The 19878-nt window shown below is 44.3% G+C and carries 9 protein-coding genes; 7 read left to right on the forward strand and 2 right to left on the reverse strand.

Annotation, left to right across the window (positions count from 1 at the left end):
* The first annotated feature begins 277 nt into the window (after positions 1 to 277).
* Positions 278 to 436 carry a hemin uptake protein HemP gene (hemP, locus tag H4W00_RS10605; protein WP_227672156.1) on the forward strand — a complete coding sequence of 53 codons (159 nt, stop codon included), beginning with the start codon at positions 278 to 280 and terminating at the stop codon, positions 434 to 436.
* Between the two features lie 194 nt (positions 437 to 630).
* Here the strand turns inward: hemP and H4W00_RS10610 are convergent, their stop codons facing one another.
* On the reverse strand, positions 631 to 5640 hold the full coding sequence (locus H4W00_RS10610; protein ID WP_209959185.1) for a translocation/assembly module TamB domain-containing protein: 5010 nt from the start codon (positions 5638 to 5640) through the stop codon (positions 631 to 633).
* Between the two features lie 107 nt (positions 5641 to 5747).
* Positions 5748 to 9176 (reverse strand): autotransporter assembly complex protein TamA, encoded by a 3429-nt coding sequence (locus H4W00_RS10615; protein ID WP_209958044.1) that lies wholly within the window; start codon positions 9174 to 9176, stop codon positions 5748 to 5750.
* A gap of 474 nt (positions 9177 to 9650) precedes the next feature.
* On the opposite strand from H4W00_RS10615, the gene H4W00_RS10620 reads away from it, so the two are divergent.
* From H4W00_RS10620 to cydB, 6 genes are all read left to right on the forward strand, one after another.
* Positions 9651 to 10991 (forward strand): MFS transporter, encoded by a 1341-nt coding sequence (locus H4W00_RS10620; RefSeq protein ID WP_209958046.1) that lies wholly within the window; start codon positions 9651 to 9653, stop codon positions 10989 to 10991.
* A 213-nt stretch (positions 10992 to 11204) separates the two neighbouring features.
* Positions 11205 to 11843 (forward strand): 2-polyprenyl-3-methyl-6-methoxy-1,4-benzoquinone monooxygenase, encoded by a 639-nt coding sequence (coq7, locus tag H4W00_RS10625; RefSeq protein WP_334685009.1) that lies wholly within the window; start codon positions 11205 to 11207, stop codon positions 11841 to 11843.
* A 172-nt stretch (positions 11844 to 12015) separates the two neighbouring features.
* Complete coding sequence (locus H4W00_RS10630) at positions 12016 to 13122, forward strand: tetratricopeptide repeat protein (RefSeq protein WP_209958051.1); 1107 nt, start codon at positions 12016 to 12018, stop codon at positions 13120 to 13122.
* Between the two features lie 527 nt (positions 13123 to 13649).
* Entirely contained in the window at positions 13650 to 16130 is a 2481-nt protein-coding gene (locus H4W00_RS10635; protein WP_209958053.1) for an esterase/lipase family protein, read from the forward strand.
* A gap of 801 nt (positions 16131 to 16931) precedes the next feature.
* Entirely contained in the window at positions 16932 to 18440 is a 1509-nt protein-coding gene (locus H4W00_RS10640) for a cytochrome ubiquinol oxidase subunit I (RefSeq protein WP_442966445.1), read from the forward strand.
* On the forward strand, positions 18440 to 19456 hold the full coding sequence (gene cydB, locus H4W00_RS10645; RefSeq protein WP_209958055.1) for a cytochrome d ubiquinol oxidase subunit II: 1017 nt from the start codon (positions 18440 to 18442) through the stop codon (positions 19454 to 19456). The genes H4W00_RS10640 and cydB overlap by 1 nt, the downstream gene beginning before the upstream one ends.
* Positions 19457 to 19878: the final 422 nt, after the last annotated feature.

Genomic DNA, 19878 nt, shown 5'->3' on the forward strand with positions numbered 1-19878 from the left:
TGTCATTAACAGTGTTTTAAGTAATTGATTTATGCAGCGAAGGGTAGTCAGTGCCGGTTTTATAAGAAAACAATAAGTATAGTTACATAAGTTTACTCAATACTTAACATTTATTTTACCAATTGCCTTGTAAATTATATTAATATAAATGATAATTATTATCGTTAATTAGATTTATTCAGCGTGTCCTTTGCTTAGCTCAACGCTGTTTATATTGATTATTATTTACTATCCAGCCAGCCACTTACCAAAAAGACAAAAGGAATTCATTATGAGCATGGTTATCTCTCGTTATCTAAATTGCCGTGAAAATCGTCTGCCTACGCTGCAATCACAGCATCTATTTGCGCTAACTAAAGAAGTACGTATTGAGCATGAGGGCGAAGAATATCGCTTGCGGCTAACCCGCAATAATCGCTTAATCCTGACCAAATAGCTTATATGCTAGCAATAATTTAATCGTCGATCGTCTGACAACCATAAAAAAACGCCAATCAGAGGCGTTTTTTTATTGGACAAGGTTTATTGTGTTGATCAAGGACACTAAAAATCAATAGGCTTAACTAAGCTGAACTGAACTGAACTGATAATATCAACAGCCAAACCGCCCATTACTCACACTTGCCAGCGCTAAAATTGCCAGCTATAGACCACATCTACCGCATTTTCCGCAGCAGAAGTCGCTTCAACATAGATACGGCGGGTAAGCTGATAACGAACAGATAAGCTGTTTTGCGCGTTGAAGACACCTACCCCATAGCGAATATATAAGTCAGGTGTGACATAGCCAGTGACGTTGACATTGGTGTCTTCACTGGTTCCTGACGCATCAACCGTTAAGCTTTGTAGACCAAAGGCTTGTCCGATCTGGTTGGTTAAGCTGCGCGTGCCACTCAAACCAAAGCTCAATCCAGCCGCAGCCAAATTATTGGTCACCTCAGATTTAAAGCCTTGCTCACTAATCTGAGTCGCACTGGTATTATTGATTCGACCTGTAATCAAGGCATTCATTGCTTGTTGTTGCGTAAGCCCTGCATTATTAAAGACCACAATATTCGGATTTTCAGTATTACCTTTGACCCGTAGACCAACCGTTTTGCCATTGATGATTTTTACCGCCTCAATACTCAGATTCGGCTTCAATACATTACCATTAAAACGCACTTGGCCATAATTGAGCTCTAAACTCTGACCAAAAATATTGATATTAGTACGACGTGAGGCTTGTACTACGCCTTTAGCACGCATGATACCTTGGCCGTTTTGGGTGATGTTGATAGCACCAGCAAGCGGAATAACAGCCCCAAAGCCTCGGAAGTTAATATCATCACCCAAATCAATACCGATGTCTGCGTTGATCGACCATGGTTTTGAGATGGCCAAAACCTCATCAATATTACCAATTAAGCGTCGATCAAGAACTACCGCATCTTCGGTTTGGGTGATAATGTCTTCACTAGCCTCAGGTGGGCGAATGGTCGCTGATGGCACACTGATGGCCCCTTCGATTTTGACATAGCGGTCGCCTGGGCGCACGATGATGTCAATATCAGGATTAATTTCAGCCAACAATAACGGTGGCTGGGTCAGTACTAAGCGCTCACCGACAACACTGAGCTTAGCTTGTAGTTTTTGTCGCCAATCGACAGTACCTGTTAAGGTGCCTTTACCAGTACCACTATTAAATTTTCCATCAATCGTCGCTTGCGTACCACGGATTTTGGCCGCGACATTAACGTTAGTCAAATTAATCGGTAAGTCCAGCATAGCGACGCGACCATCCATCAAGTCAACATCGCCATAAAACTGTGGTTTCTCAAGCGTGCCACCCAGGCCACCTGCCATCGTAATATTGCCCTCAAGTACGCGCATCCCAGGGAAGAAAGGTTTGAAAATTGCTAAGTTAAGCTCATTGAGCACTAGTGCACCTGAAATAGGCTTCGGGGTCTTGTAAGGGTCGACGATTACCTCAGCGTAACCACGGCCACCGCGACCGGTATTAATATCAGTTCGCAGTTTTAGTCCTTCCGGAACAGATAGTGCGATGAGCGACACGCGCTTATAAGGCAAGGTAACAGGTGCAGCATCACCATCTTGAATGAGGCCAATCTTACCGTTGTCAGAATATAAGGTGGTATTAATGGTCGGCGGCTTGCCACGCTGCCAGCCAACGATTGCTCGACCATTAATTTTGCCATGCCAATCGATGTCTTTAGGTAAGAACACGGCAAACAGCGAGGTATCCAACTTTTGTACCGCCAGATTAACTTGTCCCGCTGCTGCTGAAGCAATAAGGTTCTCACGCAGACATAGCTTGCCGGTTTGATCTTCTGCTTGCCAACAGTGGGCAGCCAGCTGTACTTTTAGCTCCCCTGTATTACTCTTTTTACCGCCTTTACTATTTTGCGGTAAGTTAACAATCAGCTGCGCCGGTTGTAATTGGTTCAAAGTGGCATATTTGGATTTGACGCGACCTTTACCGATCGCCCCCGTCCAACTGAGGTTTTGACGGTTAAAGCCCCCTTTGAGTCGCGCCGATAGTTTAAGCTGCTCATTAGCAACCTCAATATCGACCACGTGCGCTTGCTCAGTACCATTAAAAGAGGCGTTGACACTTTTAAAAGTTTGTCCAGCAGCGTCCAGACCTTCAGCACTGATAATCAACTGGCTTGGGCTGTTGGCTAAATTAACCAGCTTGCCACGAATACGACCTTGACGCAGAATAAATCCAGGTAGTGCGATACGTTCACCAACCAGATCAATATAGATGGTGGGTAACGCTTGCCCAGATGGCTGCGATAAGGTGACGCCACCCGTTACTTTGCCCGCAAGCTTGTTTGACAGCTGATCGAGACTGGTGATGTTAATTTTTGCCTGTAGCTGCTTCGCATTGCCATTAGCAGTCAGGTAGTTATCCCCCCAACGTATCACTAAATTATCAGCATTTAGGCTCTCTATTAAGGCATTGACTTGCTTATATTGCGCCTCGGCATCTTGCTTTTGCAGACCCTTAAAATAGCTTGCTAAGTCTTCAGGTAAGTGCAGCTTGGCTTTTAAGCTCCCTTTAGCACTTAAGGGCCGACCCTTTAGCACGCCATTCAAGTTGAGCTGATTTAAATTAATGACTTGCTGCGTCTTTGTCCAGCGTCCATCACTGTTGAATGAACCGGTAATGACGCTTGGGGTGTCTTTAAGAAAGTAGCCTAAATTAAAGCGATCCATAACGGCGCTGATATCCCAAGCGATACCTTGACGCACATCAACAGTTCCTTTGGCATCAATACTACCTGCCGCGCCTACATGCCGAAAACGTTTGATGCGAATTAGCTTGTCATCACCGCTAGCATTGAGGGTTAATCTACCGGCTGGCAGCTGCTCAGCATCCAGCATGCCTGCGAAATCAACGGCGAATCGCTGCAATTTACCTTTAGCATTAGGGTTGTTTTTGGGCGCCGGCTGCCACTGCCCACTAGTAGTCAAGTCGCCAGTAAGAATCGCGGCGTTGTTCGGTAAGAAATAACCCAAATTGAACTGATCAAAGCGTCCTTTGACGTTCCAGCCAATATTGTTGCGTAAGTCAATCACACCTTTGGCTTTAACCGCACCTGCTTCTCCGCTATAGTTTAATTTACGGAAACTTATTAGCTTGGGCGTACCTGCCGCGTCAATCGATAGGCGACCTTTGGGCACATCTTTAGTATCGATATTGCCGTCAAAGCGTGCGTCGAAGACCGACAGCTTACCGTCGATAATATCTACACTGGCCTTGCCGCCGCCGGTAATACCAATAGCACGACTGTCCTGTGAGGCGTCTAGCTGCGCCTGCAAGTCCGTGTTACTGAAGTTAATAATATGACGCTGGCCTTTGACCTGGTTTTTGCTAATATTAAGCAGACGCCCACGCGCATTTAGGCGGCCAGTAAGACGCTCAAGTGGCAAGTCACTACGATACTTTTTGGGCAACAGGCCAGTAGTCCGTGCATCAATCTGCCACCTTAGCGGGCGATTTTTGGTCGCCAACTGAATTTGACCACTACCAGCTAGGTCACCTACGATACCTTGGTAGTTCAAACGATTGATATCTATGACGTTGCCGGCTTTACGCACGCGCACATCATAGTTGCCTTTAGGCGCGACATTGAGCTCATTAATCACTGCGTTGGCATCAACAGATAAGCGTGAACCACGGACGATGACGCTCGCTTGGCCACTAGGGCTATTAACGTTGCCAATATTTGGTAATTGACGGCGCACCAGATTTTGCCAGGTCGCATCAATATATATAGGTGCTTTTTGCTTGGATTTCGCTAACACTTTGCCACGTATAATTTTGGCATTAACGTGTTCACCATCACGTTGTTTTAAGTCAGCATTGAGCTGTAGATTGCCCGTGGTATTTTTTTGTTGGTAATGTACGAATAGCTTACCATCAAGCTTTTGCGGCGCATATACCTTGTAATCGGTATACTCTTTGGGAATGGCACGGCGAATGTCAAAATCACTACTGGTCGCCACTACTTTGGCATCAAAGCTCTGTTTCCAATCTAAAATACCTTGTAGCATCAAGCGTCCTGCTGGAACATTAGCGCTTAGGCGATCAATACGCAGTTGCTTGTTCTCAATGACTGCACGACCTTGATAATGTCCTGATGGAATATCTTTTGCTGTTAGTTCAGCATTAATCCGTAACCTTATTTCAGAGATAACACCATCGGCGACTAGCGTACCACTTTTTAGATGGATATTTTGCTCATCCGCATACGGTATCAGGATGTCATCCCATTGCAACTTGGCTTGGAACGGTGCCCCTTTATCGAGTCCTTGTACGACGATATCACCACTCACGTCGCCGTCATTGTAGCGGCTACTTACCTTACCTACCGTGCGTTTCAAACTACCGGTTGCAGTGATGTCTAGCGGATCGATATAGACTTTTTCTAAGCCACTAACCTCAGCAATCGCGGTAAAGTCCAGCGGATAATCACCCTGTAAATCAATATTACCCTGTAAAGCACTGATTTTGACTGTGTCGGCATAGCGTAAGTCGCCGCGACCGACAGTGATCTTACTGCCTACCCAGGTCAAATCACGAGCCGTTATATTATGAATAACAAGAGGATTTTTAGTGACTTGGTTGTAGACGATAGTCTTTATTTTTGCTTGATCAAAGCGCAGATTAACCGGTAGCTTAAGGGTTCTATAATCGAACGGCTTGCCAGTTGGTGGCTTTTTATTGATGATTTCAATACGCTCGATATCAGCATCACGTAGATGGACTTCTTTGGCAAAAATAGCGCGCCAGCCAATCTTAATATAAGCCTTATCTACTAATATTTCTAAATCGTCAGTCGCTTCGATATCGATGTCCGTGACCCAAATGCCATCACGTAAGTTACCACGGCCATATTTAAACTCAATTCCCGTCTCCGCACTAATCTTTTCTAATATAAACTTAGTACCTGAGTCCGTGCCTATCATATAAAAAAATACTGCAAACATAATCATCAGCACAATAACAACCAGTGCCAATAGCTTGAGTACAAAGGATAGCGGATACCAACGACGTACGGCACGCGCGTCTCTTTGCGCCGGATCTTCGTCCAATGGCTCAGGGGTGGGCGGGGTATGATTGTTCAATATGACACTCAACTGGGTTAAGATAGGTTCGGCATCAGCTCATCGCTAATACAATAAGATTGATGCCATGCAGGGGTGACGCTTAGTGAGCTTACCACTTACTTATTTGCTTATAAAGGCGAGCCGATAAAGAAATGCAGTCTAATTGGAATACTCTCTTCTGTTACACCAGCGGCAATATCAACCCGCACGACACCTACAGGTGAGGCCCAGCGAATACCAACGCCGACGCCGACCTTGGTATCAGTCTTAAAATCTTTGTCATAAGCATTACCCACATCGCTAAATAACGCCCCACGGAAGCCCGGTTTAAATTCATAATTATATTCAGCACTACCCACGGCTAGTATTTGCCCACCAGCTAAAAAGCCTTTTTCTAGCGGCGAGAGACTCTCAAAATCATAACCGCGCAGACTTTGATCGCCACCGGCAAAAAAGCGTAATTTGTAGGGCACATCATTAAAGTCGTCAGCCCAAATATAGCCGCCAGTAAAGCGGCCAAGCACCTGGTGTCTATTATCCTCACCAAAACTATAAAGACCACTAACCCCAGCATTGACAATCGCCAAATTAGTATCGCTAAGCAGACTGTCTGATCCAGCCTCAATACTGTAGTACTGACGAATACCACGGGTAGGATTGATGGCATTATCCACACTAGTTTTGCTTACACCATAACCAAATAGCAGCGCCTGTTGCTGAGGCTTAGAGGAAATAAAGCGAATCGGCAAATCATCTAAAGCAGCGTCATCGACGCCCGTCTCTAATTCATCTAGTCGATAACGCACAAAGTAGCTACTATCCCAGCCATTTTCACGATGGATATTACGGCCTAATGCAGCCTTTAAAGTTTGGGTCGACAAATCAAAATTACCTTCACCTTGATCGATGATCTCCTCTTTATATGTCAGACGCGCTTCGAGCTTATCATTAAGCGGATGGGTCAACGGGCGAATGCCGTAAACAGTCGCATTTTTACTAATGCGTGATAATTCTACCTCTGCACCTGCTTGGTAGCCCTTACGGTTGATTAAGTTATAATCTATTTTTGCGGTAGCTCGCACGCCGGTATCCGTTCCATAACCTAGGCCCGCTTGCGCATCACGTGGTTTATCAGAAGACACAAACACATATAGGGGTACTTTCTTACTTTCTGCTACTTGCTCAGGGGTCTTACGACCTTCAAGCGTTGGCGGTACAAAGTTTTCATCAGCGATTAAACTTTTTTCATCCGGGAATATCTTTTTAGCGACGTTGCTAATGGAATCACTAATCTTACCTAAAATAGTGTCTGTTTCTTGCGTCTTTTCATCAAGCACACGATCGGTGGGCAAACGGCTTAAACGATCTGCTTTTTGTCTAATGGCAAGTAACTTTTCATAGGTTTCCTCGTCTACTTCAAACTCAATAGGTGCAATGTCATTTTCATTAACCGTGGTACTATTATTGTCATCGGTATTAGCATCGGTATTAGTATTGTCATTAACGTTGGCATCATCATCATTATTAATGGCCACACTACCATTATTAGTGCGGCTGCCAGAACGACCTTGACTGGATCCATTGCTTGTATTTGAGGTATTCAATAGACCGTCACTATTCACATCTCCATCGAGGTCATTATTATCAATACCAATACCCTCCTCGCTATTTGTAGGCGTGTTATCAAAGGCTAAAGAACTGCCTGCGCTGCGCTCATCTGGCGGTAAGATGGTCTCGACGTTGACCGTATTGAAATAACGAGTGGCTGATAGATCGTTACTGAACTTGGTAATATCAGGACGATAAAAGGGGTCGCCGGCCTTAAAATTGTACAATTGACGCAGTAGTGACGTCTCTACAGGCAGTTTATCAGGGTCTTGGGTGAGCGTGCCAGACTCTCTATCGTAAGTAAAAAACACCACGTCATCGAACTCATAACGGTCCCCAGTGTTATACACTAGCGAGACATCTGCGGTATTATCCGGCAAAATGATGTCGACCGATTTGTTTAGCCAATATTGATCAAAATAACCGTAAGTGCCGCTCAAGCCCTCAAGCGCCGCCTTACTATTTTTATAGACACGGTGATTGAATATGTCACCCTCTTTGGGCGGCAACTCTTTCTCAAGCGTTTGGTATTCTGGTAGCTCAATACCTGCACCACGAACATCAACGATGCGGCTGTCAACACGTACTGGCTCACCAAGATTTTCGATGATGACATCGATGGTATCAGAGTTAGGCTGGCGCAATTTTAAGGTAATGTCGTAATAGCCAACAACGCGGGCAGCATCCAACGCGGTTTGGCGCAGACGCGGTAAAGCAGCAGTGAAATCAACCACTGATTGCACCGTGATATCATCAAGCGCGGCTTTAATGTTGTTGATAGGTTGAATGTCATCGTCAGCTTTTATAAGTTTTGGTGGTGCGTTGACGGCACTCACATCGCTGGCAGCAGGAGCTTGCTGTAAATAAACCGTCGTTTCGACGTTTGGCAATGCTGTATAGCCGCTATTGAAAAAGCGATTGTATAAACGCTTAATAAAGTTGCTACTATCGCGAGCGCGTGGTTTGGGCTTGGACGCTTGTGCGATGCTATCACTGACCGCTTGAGTCTCGGTCGCCACTTGATAGTCTGGCAAATAATCATCAGGATCTAGCAGCTTCTCTGACCTATTTTCTGTGCCGTCTACTGTATCCGGTACAGTGGGTAACTTGCCAGCACTAATCTGTGCTTGAATATCCGTTGTAGTATTGCCCGCTCCAGTGACCGGCTTACGCGCTTGCTGTGCTAAGGTTTTTGCGGGATCAACTTGTTGATTAATGTATACGCTCGCATCAGCACGTCCACTACTGACAGCGTCACTCACGCTAATAGGACGCGCCATAATCTCGGCGGTCTCCGCGCGCTCGGCAGCGGTCTCGTTCCTGCCCAAAGTGTCGAGGTTCGTAGGTGCGAGTAAACTGGCCGCATCTAGACTAACATCTAAGCCAATAGGTGGCGCGCGACCGTCTAGAGTGGCAACGGGTATATCAAAGCCGTTATTGCCATTAATGTCACCACCATTATTTTGGGCATCCATAGCGTCAAGCTCGCGCTCAATCTGCTCAGGCGTCATCATTTGATAACCCTGCTGTTGTACCATTGCGGCTTGTTGTTGCAAACGCTCATTAAGCATAGTCTGCTGAGCACTAGTCGAGATGTCTGATTCGTCATCATTATTCGACTGAGCTGCTGGGTTTTTCTGAAGTTCAATATCTAAATTTTGTTCGGTATAATCATAAAGTACCGATCGATCGATAATGCCTTGTTCTACCGCCTTTTTTAGACGTAACGCGTCCAAGGCGTCATCAAGCTGGGCATCTGAGCCAGACACTTCTGAACTATTATTAACATTGCTATTAGCGCTGTTATTGTTACTACCATCAGAATCAGCAGCTATCGCGGGTGCCACACCAAAGCCAACTAAGCTGCTGGCAAGAGCAGTAAAGATCGCTGAGCGAGCAAAAATTTTGCGAGGCAAGTTGCGCGCTATAATTGAAGGCTGATGTCTCATGATTACTTACTTCCTATCGCCTAACACGGCACAAGATTACTGAAGATACTAGTCACCTAGTCTTATGGGTGAATAAACCTGTCGTACGTGGTTGATATTATCTGGCTGATGCCGTAGCGCTAATAACGCTTGACAGTTGTTCTGAAATAACATGATAGTATTGCTGTTAGTGGTTTTTACCAGGCCTTTGACCCCTATAGATCCATAAAAATCACAAATCACAAATCACAAATCACAAATCATAACTTAGTTAATTATCAAATCATAGCACCGGGCGCATGTATTTCCTGTAGAGCCTTGCTATTATACGACCTAACATTGATAAAACCTATCTTATATTTTGATAAGTTTTTGATACTATTCACAATTACGGATAATAATTTGAATACTAGAAGCGCGTTAGCTTTATATAGTTAGCCTTAATATAGCTCGTCCACTCAACTTACTAGACGCCATCCGCTTGTAGGAGTCTTCATGGCAAATCAGTTTCAGTTATTTAAGCGCCGCCGTTTTAGCGCCATGTTTTTCACCCAGTTTTTAGGTGCTTTTAACGACAATGTTTTTAAGCAAGCGCTAATATTAGTGTTGACCTACACTGCTGCCAGCCAAATGGGCGTAGCAGTTAGTATTCTAAATAACTTGGCGGCAATGCTATTTATTTTGCCCTACTTCTTATTTTCAGCATTGGCAGGGCAAATTGCCGATAAATTTGAAAAATCAAAACTGACGCGATTTATTAAGTTGCTTGAAATAGTCATCATGGTGATCGCGGCAGTAGGCTTCGTATTTGAGTGGTATACGCTATTGTTTGTGGCGTTGTTTTTGATGGGTACTCATTCAACCTTTTTTGGCCCGATTAAATATGCCTATTTACCCCAAGCGATGCAAGAAGATGAGTTAGTTGGTGCCAATGGTCTGTTTCAAATGGGTACCTCACTTGCCATCTTACTCGGTATGATTATTGCGGGCGTATTGACCCAGCTACCACAGTCCTTATATTGGATCAGTGTGACAGTATTGGTAGTAGCGGTATTAGGCTATATGGCGGCGCGATATATTCCTGTCATGCCAGCAATGCAGCCTAATTTAGATATCAATTGGAATATCTTTACCACCAGTATGGCGACCGTACGCTATTTGTACTCTTTACCCTTTTTATTCTTTGTCATTCTAGGCAACAGTTGGTTTTGGTTTTATGGTGCAACATTTTTAACCCAAACCCCCGAATTTAGCAAAGTTATCTTGCATGGAGATGAGTCAGTGGTGATCTTCCTGCTGACCTTGTTTTCTGTTGGGGTATCTATCGGCTCACTACTATGTAAAACCTTCACCAAAAATCAGGTTAGTTTGCGATTACTACCCTTTGGTATTGCGGGCTTAAGTATTTTCGCCATCGATTTGTACTTTTCCTTGTCGGGATTGTCCATCGATGTTAATACCGAAGCGCTGTTAGGTATTGGGGCGCTGTCTAATGTGCCTGGTAGTTGGCGGGTGTTTGCTGACTTGTTCTTTTTAGGGTTCAGCGGCGGCTTATATATCGTACCGCTATATGCCTCAATGCAGGCTTATGCGCCAAAAAGTCATCGCGCGCGTATTGTTGGTGCTAATAATATCTTTAATGCCATATTCATGGTCAGTTCAGCCATCTTTGCTATCGTCGTATTGAATAGCCTAGGAATGACGCTACCGCAATTATTCTTAGTCACGGGCGTACTTAATATTGCCTTTGGATTATTTTTGTATATTAAGTTAAATAAACATATTAAACAGGCAACTATACAAACTCATGACGATGTACTCAAGCGCTTAGATTAATTCAGGACCGACAGTCAATGTCGTCCTTGACTGCTGGTTAACAAGTCGCAGTCAAAAAGTGACGGCTGAACTTATAATTTCCATGCCGATAATCAGTATTGTTTGCTATAGTAATGTTTATCGGCAGTCGTTAAGCCGTTACCCTCACGTTCTAACTATAAATAGCGATATGACCTCGGTCATACCTAAACCAATAAGGTGTTAATCATGGCACTGCGTTCTTTATCTAAGATTGATCACTTACTACTTGGCGTTGACAAGGCCTTGCGGGCTGTCGTACCGCATTCGAATCCCAGTACCCGTCCGCTACCGGTCAGTAGTGATAATATTCCGGAGCTGACCATTACTGAAGCCAGACATGTCGCTGGGCTGATGCGTGTCAATCATACGGGCGAAGTCTGTGCACAAGGGCTTTATCATGGGCAAGCCTTTACCGCAAAAAATGATGGTGTTAGGCAAGCTATGCACGAATCAGCAGTAGAAGAGATCGATCATCTGGTCTGGTGTGAGACCCGTCTGGATGAATTGGGCAGTCATGCCAGTATCTTTACCCCATTGTGGTATGGCATGTCATTCGGACTCGGTGCGGTGGCAGGGGCAATCTCTAATAAGTTTAGTTTAGGGTTTGTCGCGGAGACTGAGGCACAGGTGAGTGAGCATTTACAAGACCATATTGAGCAACTCCCTGCGCAAGACAAACGGTCACGAGAAATACTAGCGCAAATGGATATTGAAGAATTACACCATCGTCAGGTGGCATTAGAAAATGGGGGGGGCGCACTGTCACCGCCTATACGCTTTACCATGCGCTGGATGGCCAATGGTATGAAAACTACCGCCTATCATTTATAACAGCACTTATAGATGAAGTCATAATTAAGCTTACTCAATTTTTTATTTTTAACAATCCTACTACTGATAACATTAGGGTTAATTTGCTAGGGTAATGGAAGTTTGTACTATTTTCTCTATTTTAAAGCTAATGACAATAAACAACTGCTAAATAAACAAGGTAACGACTTCTATGAAAGCCATAAGCCCGCCTAATAATTTTACTAAATCGCCTAAGCTTGCGACCTTAACTGCCCTAGCGGCAGCGTGCACTATGATGCTAGCGGCACCTGCTATTGCTGCCCCTGATACTGCAACTACTGCTGATATCAGTACTAGTGCGCCTAGCGCTATCGACTCCAGCAAACGGGTTATTCGTCTGGCTCAGCCTAATGCTACTGTAAGTGCTGCAACTCAAACTAGCGCACAGTCAAATACCGTACAGCCCAGCAGTTCACAACAAAACAGTTCACAACAAAGCAATGTTCAATTTAGTACCGCACCAGCAGCAGTACCGCCACAACAACCAATACAAATACCTGGTGCGTCGGAGCTGACTGGATCGACTCTGGTGTATCAACGTGGGCCTATGACCAGTACCGGTATCGATATTAGCGGCGGTCAGCTCTCTAGTATCCCCACACCACAAGTGCGACTGTCAGATATTAGCTTTGTGCCTACGGTGTTAATCTCGCAGCAGCAAGGCTCAGGTATCGATAAGCTAGATGTCAGCTTGGTTGACGATTTCATCACAGAAGTGTCTCCTAACGCCCGTCACTATCCACCAAACTTTCCTAACCGCACCCAACGTCATAATACCCGTGAAAAAATCAAAGTATTGGCTGAATGGATTGAACCTTATGCCAAAGCGCCTAATGCGTCTTATGATGTGCTACTGCGGGCGGCCAAACTAAACGGTATGGGACGTAACTTAGATTTAGGTACCGCCTTTACGATACGTGGTGGACAGTATGTTGATCGCGCCATTAAAAACAAGCCTGATAGTGGGGAAGCCAACTTTCTGTATGGCATGATGCTAGCAGAAGGCGGTGGCTTTAAAGAAGGCCAAAAGTATCTGGACCGTGCAGTAGCGCTTGGCTATACCGAAGCAGAACAAAGCTTGGCACAGTCAGATCTGTTGAGCGATCGCCGTAGCCAAGCCTTAGATCGTCTGCGTCGCCTTGAGCAACAAGTACCTGACAACAGTATTATTCGTCAACAAATCAAGTTAGTTGAAGACGGTAAGTTTTATATTTGGGATTTGCCGGCTCCTAACGTTAAAATTAAAGGTATGAGCTAACGTTAATGAGGGACTTAGGCTTCATTGTTTAGATGCAGCTATCAGTACGCGCTGATCTGTAAGCGTCGACACATAAGTACTGCTCAGTAAGCGCTGACGTGAAAAAATTCTGAGATTGAAACCATAAGCGCGTTCGTTTTGTATTGACATTAAATCAATACCAAACGAACGCGCTTTTTTGTGGGTGTGCTAATAGCTATTCGTCCACTCACCCATTTATCTAGCCAAACCTCATCCTTAATATATAGTTAAAACACCTTAAAAACGCGACGGTACTGCTGGCATAAGCTTTTTGCAGCCTCTGTCTGCGTAGACACAGCAAGCAAGAAAAACGTATACCAGCAGTAGGTTATGTATCGATATTACTTTTCATTGACTATAGCTTGTAAGTAACAAAGCTCAAATAAAACAGCTCAAATAAAATAGCTCAAATAAAACAGTACCATCACCAAAGTTCAGCTACACTTTTGTATGTGTCAATAACATGCTGATTGCTAATTCTTAACTATTCTTTAATGAGAACCCCGATGACGTTTGCCAGACTTGTCATAGCCCTAGCGGCGCACGCTAATAGAAAACTCACTGCTATCGCCCCCCTGTTCGCTTTAGTAGGAGTAATAGTGCTACTGCCAGCCTGCAGTACAATCTCAGTGGATAGGCAAGCCTCGGCAAAGACTATTTCTGCTCAGCGTGGCAATATCGTTACTGACAATAAACTCAGTAGCGATACCGCCTCAACCTTGTTATCAGCCGGTCTTAATGAGCAGGCATGTATGCAGCAATTCGACTTGTGCTTAGCGCAGCTCAGTGACAGCATGCTCAATGAGCATTATCGCCCAGCGCTGGCCATTTTTGCAGAGTTACACTATGCCAAAGCACGCGAGCTGGCAAAATCACAAGATTGCCGTGATGCGCTCTCACGTCCACCAATTGACCCTTATTATGCCAACGCCCCATTAACCCCTACTCAAGCAAACAACCAACAACAAAATACCGATCAGTGTTTGGTTGGCTATCAGGGGCGACTATTTAATGCCGTTAAATACAGTTATACCTATCTATTTTATGACAGTTTAGATCATGATTTTGAAGGAGCAGATTTAGACAGCCGCCGCTCAGTACAGCAAAATCGCATACCAAGTGATATTGACATCCAAACCCAAGACATCTATAACGCCGCCAGTAACGATGTTATTACCCAACTTTATGACTCAGCTGATAACTCACATAAGCTGCTAGGCGATGGCAAAATCAACTACTTGTCAACCACGGCTGCCCTAGACGAGGATAATAAAGCCGCTATCGCTAATCGCTCCCCGCTTGCTGGCAAGCCCACCGACCAAATTAAGGTTATGGCCATGCAAGTGGATAAGTACAATCTTAATGTTTATCTACCAAACGAAAACAACTATCTGCAGAATGCTAATAAGCAAACTTCTGCGCTAGTAGATTTGGTATCAACTTATGAGTTACGTCTCTCTGGCTTGAACTCGGTTAGCAAACGCCCTGGTTTGGGTGTGAGCTTGGTGGCTTCGTTAGATGACCGCTATACGACAACTATTCGCCAGCTACTAATCTCAACGCTCTCAGGCAGACTCGGTAAAGAGACGACCAATGGCAGCATGGATGACAGCGAAGCCAGCGCACGTATCTATCCTACAGGCCATTTGTTAATGACCGGTCTGATTAAGCCTACCGGCGATAGCGTCCTCGATGTACTCAGTAGTAAGCAGCTCGGCATTCATTTATACAACCCCTACCGCAGCGAGAATGTCAATATATTGGGTGATGACTATCCCCTTGCGGCTAATTTCTCAGCAGGTTATGGCCTGTGGCTGGCGGAAAACCAACTTGACGGCGTGGGCTATTTAAACCTTTTGACCCGCCAGCAACAAGCCAGCTTACCCAAACTATTTATGTTAGAGCCCTATGACCCTGATAAGCGAGTGATTGTCATGTTACATGGTTTGGCATCGAGCCCGGCGACTTGGGTTAATTTGACCAACGATATTTTTAATGATGACAAGCTGCGTGATAACTACCAAGTATGGCAAATTTTCTACCCTACTAACTTGCCTATTTTAGAAAATCGCTATCAGATTCAAGAATTACTTAAAGCTGCTTATCAGCAAACAGACCCTAGCGGGAAGAATCGTGCCAGTAAGAATAGCGTTATTGTGAGCCATAGCATGGGGGCCATTATCGCTCGTATGATGCTATCTGATGATAACTTGACCCAAAATCTCGATGCATTAGACGATCAAAGCATGCTGTCCAGTAATAGGCGTCAAATCGATGCCATGCTAAAACAAGAATTTGGTAAAGCAGATCTAGGCAAACGCTTTGAGCTTAAGACCTTACCACAAGTCGATACCGCGGTATTTTTATCCGCGCCATTCCGAGGTACCGACTATGCTGATCGCTGGTTTACTCGCGCCCTGCGTCGTATTATTTATCTACCAATAAGTTTGGTAAAAACAGTCACTGATAACTTAGCGACTATCGCCACTCAAGGTGATTTGGCACAGAATCCGTTAGGGGCTCTATACTTACAAAATGGCGCTAGCCAGTTGAGTAATAAATCATCATTTATTCAACTAACCAAAGACATCACTATCAACGACCGCATTACTTATCACTCAATCATTGCTAATAACGATGCAGATATCACCAGAGGCTTGGCGCAAATGCAGCCGAATGGGGCGAAAATTGATTTGTCTCAAGCGTTACCAGAAGATAGTAAGATTATAGGCGACAGCGCGGCTAATAGCACTGACATGAGCGCGTTACCCAATCAGCCACTGGTGGCGGCAGTAACCGTTAATGAAGACATCAGCCAAGCGTTAACCGCACGGTTATCCGACGGTATCGTGCCTTATACTAGCGCCCATCTCGATGGTGCCGCATCTGAAACCATTATCAATGGGGGTCATAGTATTCAAGCCAATCCACAGACCATTCTAACCTTACGGCGTATTTTGCATCAACAGCTACAGAGCTCGCGTTAAACGAGACGTTAAGGAGCTAGTAACGATAACTTTGACAGTACACGCCTTATTAACCTCAGCGGATATAAGCGCTGTTTTTGTGATCAATCCTTACACACACTTAAAAATGCAAACATCTCAAAGCAAGGAATAGCAACAATAGATTTACAATATTTGATAAATTCTGGGACTATAATCTTGAACGCAGATATAGCCCCAGACGCCGATAATAAGCTAGAGCTAAATTATAAAACCTGAATTTAAAAACCTAGTGTTAGGTGCTTGAGCATAGTGATTTTTAACAGTGATGATAGGCTCAGCAAATATCGTTATTGATAAATACAGTTAAACAATCCCCTACTTATTAAATGGCTGCAAAGTTTATTTAAATAAGTAATGACTGACGGATTCGTGACTGGTACGTACGAATTGATTATAAGACCTTTGTTGCACGCCCACTTGAGGAAGCGCATAATACACGAACGTTAATTTCACTTAACCTTTAATTAAACAGACGAATGATTTGTAATTTATAAGGACATAGATTATTCACTTTAGCTAAATAATCCTCGGCTAAATACCATTTGCAGACAAACAACAACTGGCTATTGCCCGTAAAACTTTTACTAGCGTTAATACCATATTTAGTAGCGAAACCAGACAACCGAATGTCAGTTATACCTAGACTATCAAGACAGGTGTGACAAACTCGGCAGATACCGCATCGCAAATATAGCGTATTCACTACATCAGTTACGGACAGTTACTTAAGCGTATCATGGAAGCTAGCGCCACACAGCTAACAGATAAAGGTAACCGTTTATGTTCGCTACGTTTATGATCGACCAGCTTGATGCGCTGATGCTTGCGCGTATTCAATTTGCATTCGTTATCTCCTTTCATATTGTCTTCCCCGCATTTTCTATCGGACTTGCCAGCTTTTTGACTGTGATTGAATTTCGCTGGCTTAGAACAGGCGAAGCCATTTATGCTGAAGTCTATAAGCAATGGATAAAAATATTCGCTGTGGTCTTTGGGATGGGTACTGTCTCAGGTGTGGTCATGTCCTACCAGTTTGGGACTAACTGGGCGGTATTCGCTGACAAGGCGGGTAACGTCTTAGGGCCACTATTGGCCTACGAAGTCCTGACTGCATTTTTCTTAGAAGCCTCATTCTTAGGCATCATGCTCTTTGGTTGGGGACGAGTCAGCAAGCGTATGCACTTTGCATCGACTGCGATTGTGGCTATTGGTACCCTCATCTCAGGATTTTGGATCTTATCTGCCAACAGCTTCATGCAAACACCACAAGGCTTTATGATCGGTGCAGATGGTCTATTGTATCCAACCGACTGGCTCAAAATCATCTTTAACCCCTCATTCCCTTATCGTTACGCCCATATGATGACTGCAGCATTCTTGACCACTGCCTTTGTTATCGGTGGTATCGGTGCTTATTATATTCAATCTAAAAAACACATCGAACACCGCAAGCATGGCCGAGTCATGTTAAGTATGGCGATGGTTATGGCCATATTCGTTGCGCCAGTACAAATATTTATCGGTGATATGCATGGGCTTAATACCCTCGAGCATCAGCCGGCAAAAGTAGCGGCAATGGAAGGTCTTTGGGAGAATGAACGCGGGGCGCCACTGGTGTTATTCGGTATTCCAGATCAAAAAGCCGAAAAGAACCATTACGAAGTTAAAATTCCTTACCTATCAGGTTTGATCCTAACGCATTCATTAGATGGCGAAGTAAAAGGTCTCAAAAGTTTTGCACCAGAAGACCGGCCGTACGTTCCTATTGTGTTCTGGTCATTCCGGGTCATGGTTAGTATTGGCATGTTAATGTTGCTTGTGGGTATATTTAGTGCTTATAAATACTTTAAAAAGCAACAATTCAGTCCTGAAAGCAAATGGTTTCACCGCTTATGGATGATGATGACGCCGCTCGGATTCATCGCTCTACTCGCAGGTTGGTTTGTTACCGAAACCGGCCGTCAGCCTTGGACAGTATATGGCGTAATCCGCACTGCTGAAAGTATGTCACCAATTGCGGCACAGCAAGTTGCAACGACCCTGATTGGCTTTATTGTAATGTACATCTTCGTCTTTGGCGCCGGTACTTTTTATATCCTACGCTTGATTGCTCAAGGACCTAAACCGTACCTAGATCCTACGAAAGATAACTACTATGAAAACTCTGTCACCGAAGGCCAAGGCCTTACCTTAAGTGGTAATAGTGAAGCCAGTGATGACATGAAAAAAGAGTCAACTGAAGATCTTGACCAGCCTGCGAATGACAAAGATAATGGAGGGTTACGCTAATGTTTAACTATGGTGATGTATTAGACTTACCCTTGATTTGGGGTGGCTTAGTTGCTTTGGCTGTTTTTGTTTATGTCCTACTCGATGGCTTTGATTTAGGCTGCGGCATCTTATTCCCGTTTGCAGGCTCTGACAAGAACCGTAGCCGGATGATGAACTCTATCGCACCGTTCTGGGATGGTAATGAGACTTGGTTGGTGCTAGGCGGCGGCGGTTTGTTTGCAGCTTTCCCCGTTGCTTATGGCATCATTATGACGGGGCTATATCTGCCGGTCACTTTAATGTTATTTGGTCTTATCCTACGCGGAGTGGCGTTCGAGTTTCGCTTCAAAGCCACGTCACGGCGCTATGTATGGGACTTTTTCTTCTTTGCAGGCTCAGTCATTGCCGCCTTCTCTCAAGGGGTTATGTTAGGTGCACTAGTACAGGGCTTACAGGCCAGTAATCGTTTATATTCAGGGGGACCCTTTGATTGGGTCACACCGTTCGCTATGGTCTGCGGTGTTGCCCTTGTTATCGGCTATGCGTTACTCGGATCCACATGGCTCATCATCAAAACTGAGCACAAGCTACAAGTTTGGGCACGGAAAATATCAGGCTGGATTCTATCAGCGCTGGTATTAGCGATGGTGGTAGTAACGGCATTTATGTACTTTTCAGATATCAAAGCAATTGAAGGTTGGTTCAGTCTGCCAGGCGTGTTGTACATAGCACCTATGCCCATTATTGTGCTGTTACTGTTCTTTGTGATGCGTAAAGACTTAACCACTGAGCGCGAGTATCGTCCTTTTTTATTGACGGTGGCGTTGTTTCTAATGGGTTATATTGGCGTCTGTTATGCTATGTTCCCATATATTGTGCCGTATCAAATGACTATTTATGAAGCCGCTGCGGCTGATACCTCACTATCATTTATGTTGATTGGCGCGGGTATTATGCTACCGATAATTTTAAGCTATACCGCTTTTGCCTATTATACTTTTAAAGGTAAATCAGACCATAAGCCTATGTACTAGGTAGTAGGTAGTAGGTAGTATAAATATTATTTTGAGCGCTAAGAATTATAGTAGCTGCCGCCAATCATTGCGGCAGCTCAGTTCAACAAGCTACAGTTAATCCTAGATAAACGTAATGCTACCAAGCATAGTTGCTACTGAAAACTTACAAGGGATTAACGATAACTAAGAGGTCATCATGAAAAAGCTCAGTAAAAAACAAACACAATGGGCATGGTTTATCGGCTTATATTTAGTAGGTTTTTTGACTATCTTTATTATTGCCCAACTGATCAAGCTGGCAATGGGTGTTTAGATCTGTATCTAGTTTTGATTGGCTGTAACTGGCTCTAACTGATTTTAATCAATAATAACAAAAATGCAGCGCTGAAAAATTATCAGCGCTGCATTTTTGATTTAATAGCTTTATCTCTGCAAGCTTT

The organism is Psychrobacter sp. PL19, from assembly GCF_017875835.1.
Lineage (GTDB): Bacteria > Pseudomonadota > Gammaproteobacteria > Pseudomonadales > Moraxellaceae > Psychrobacter.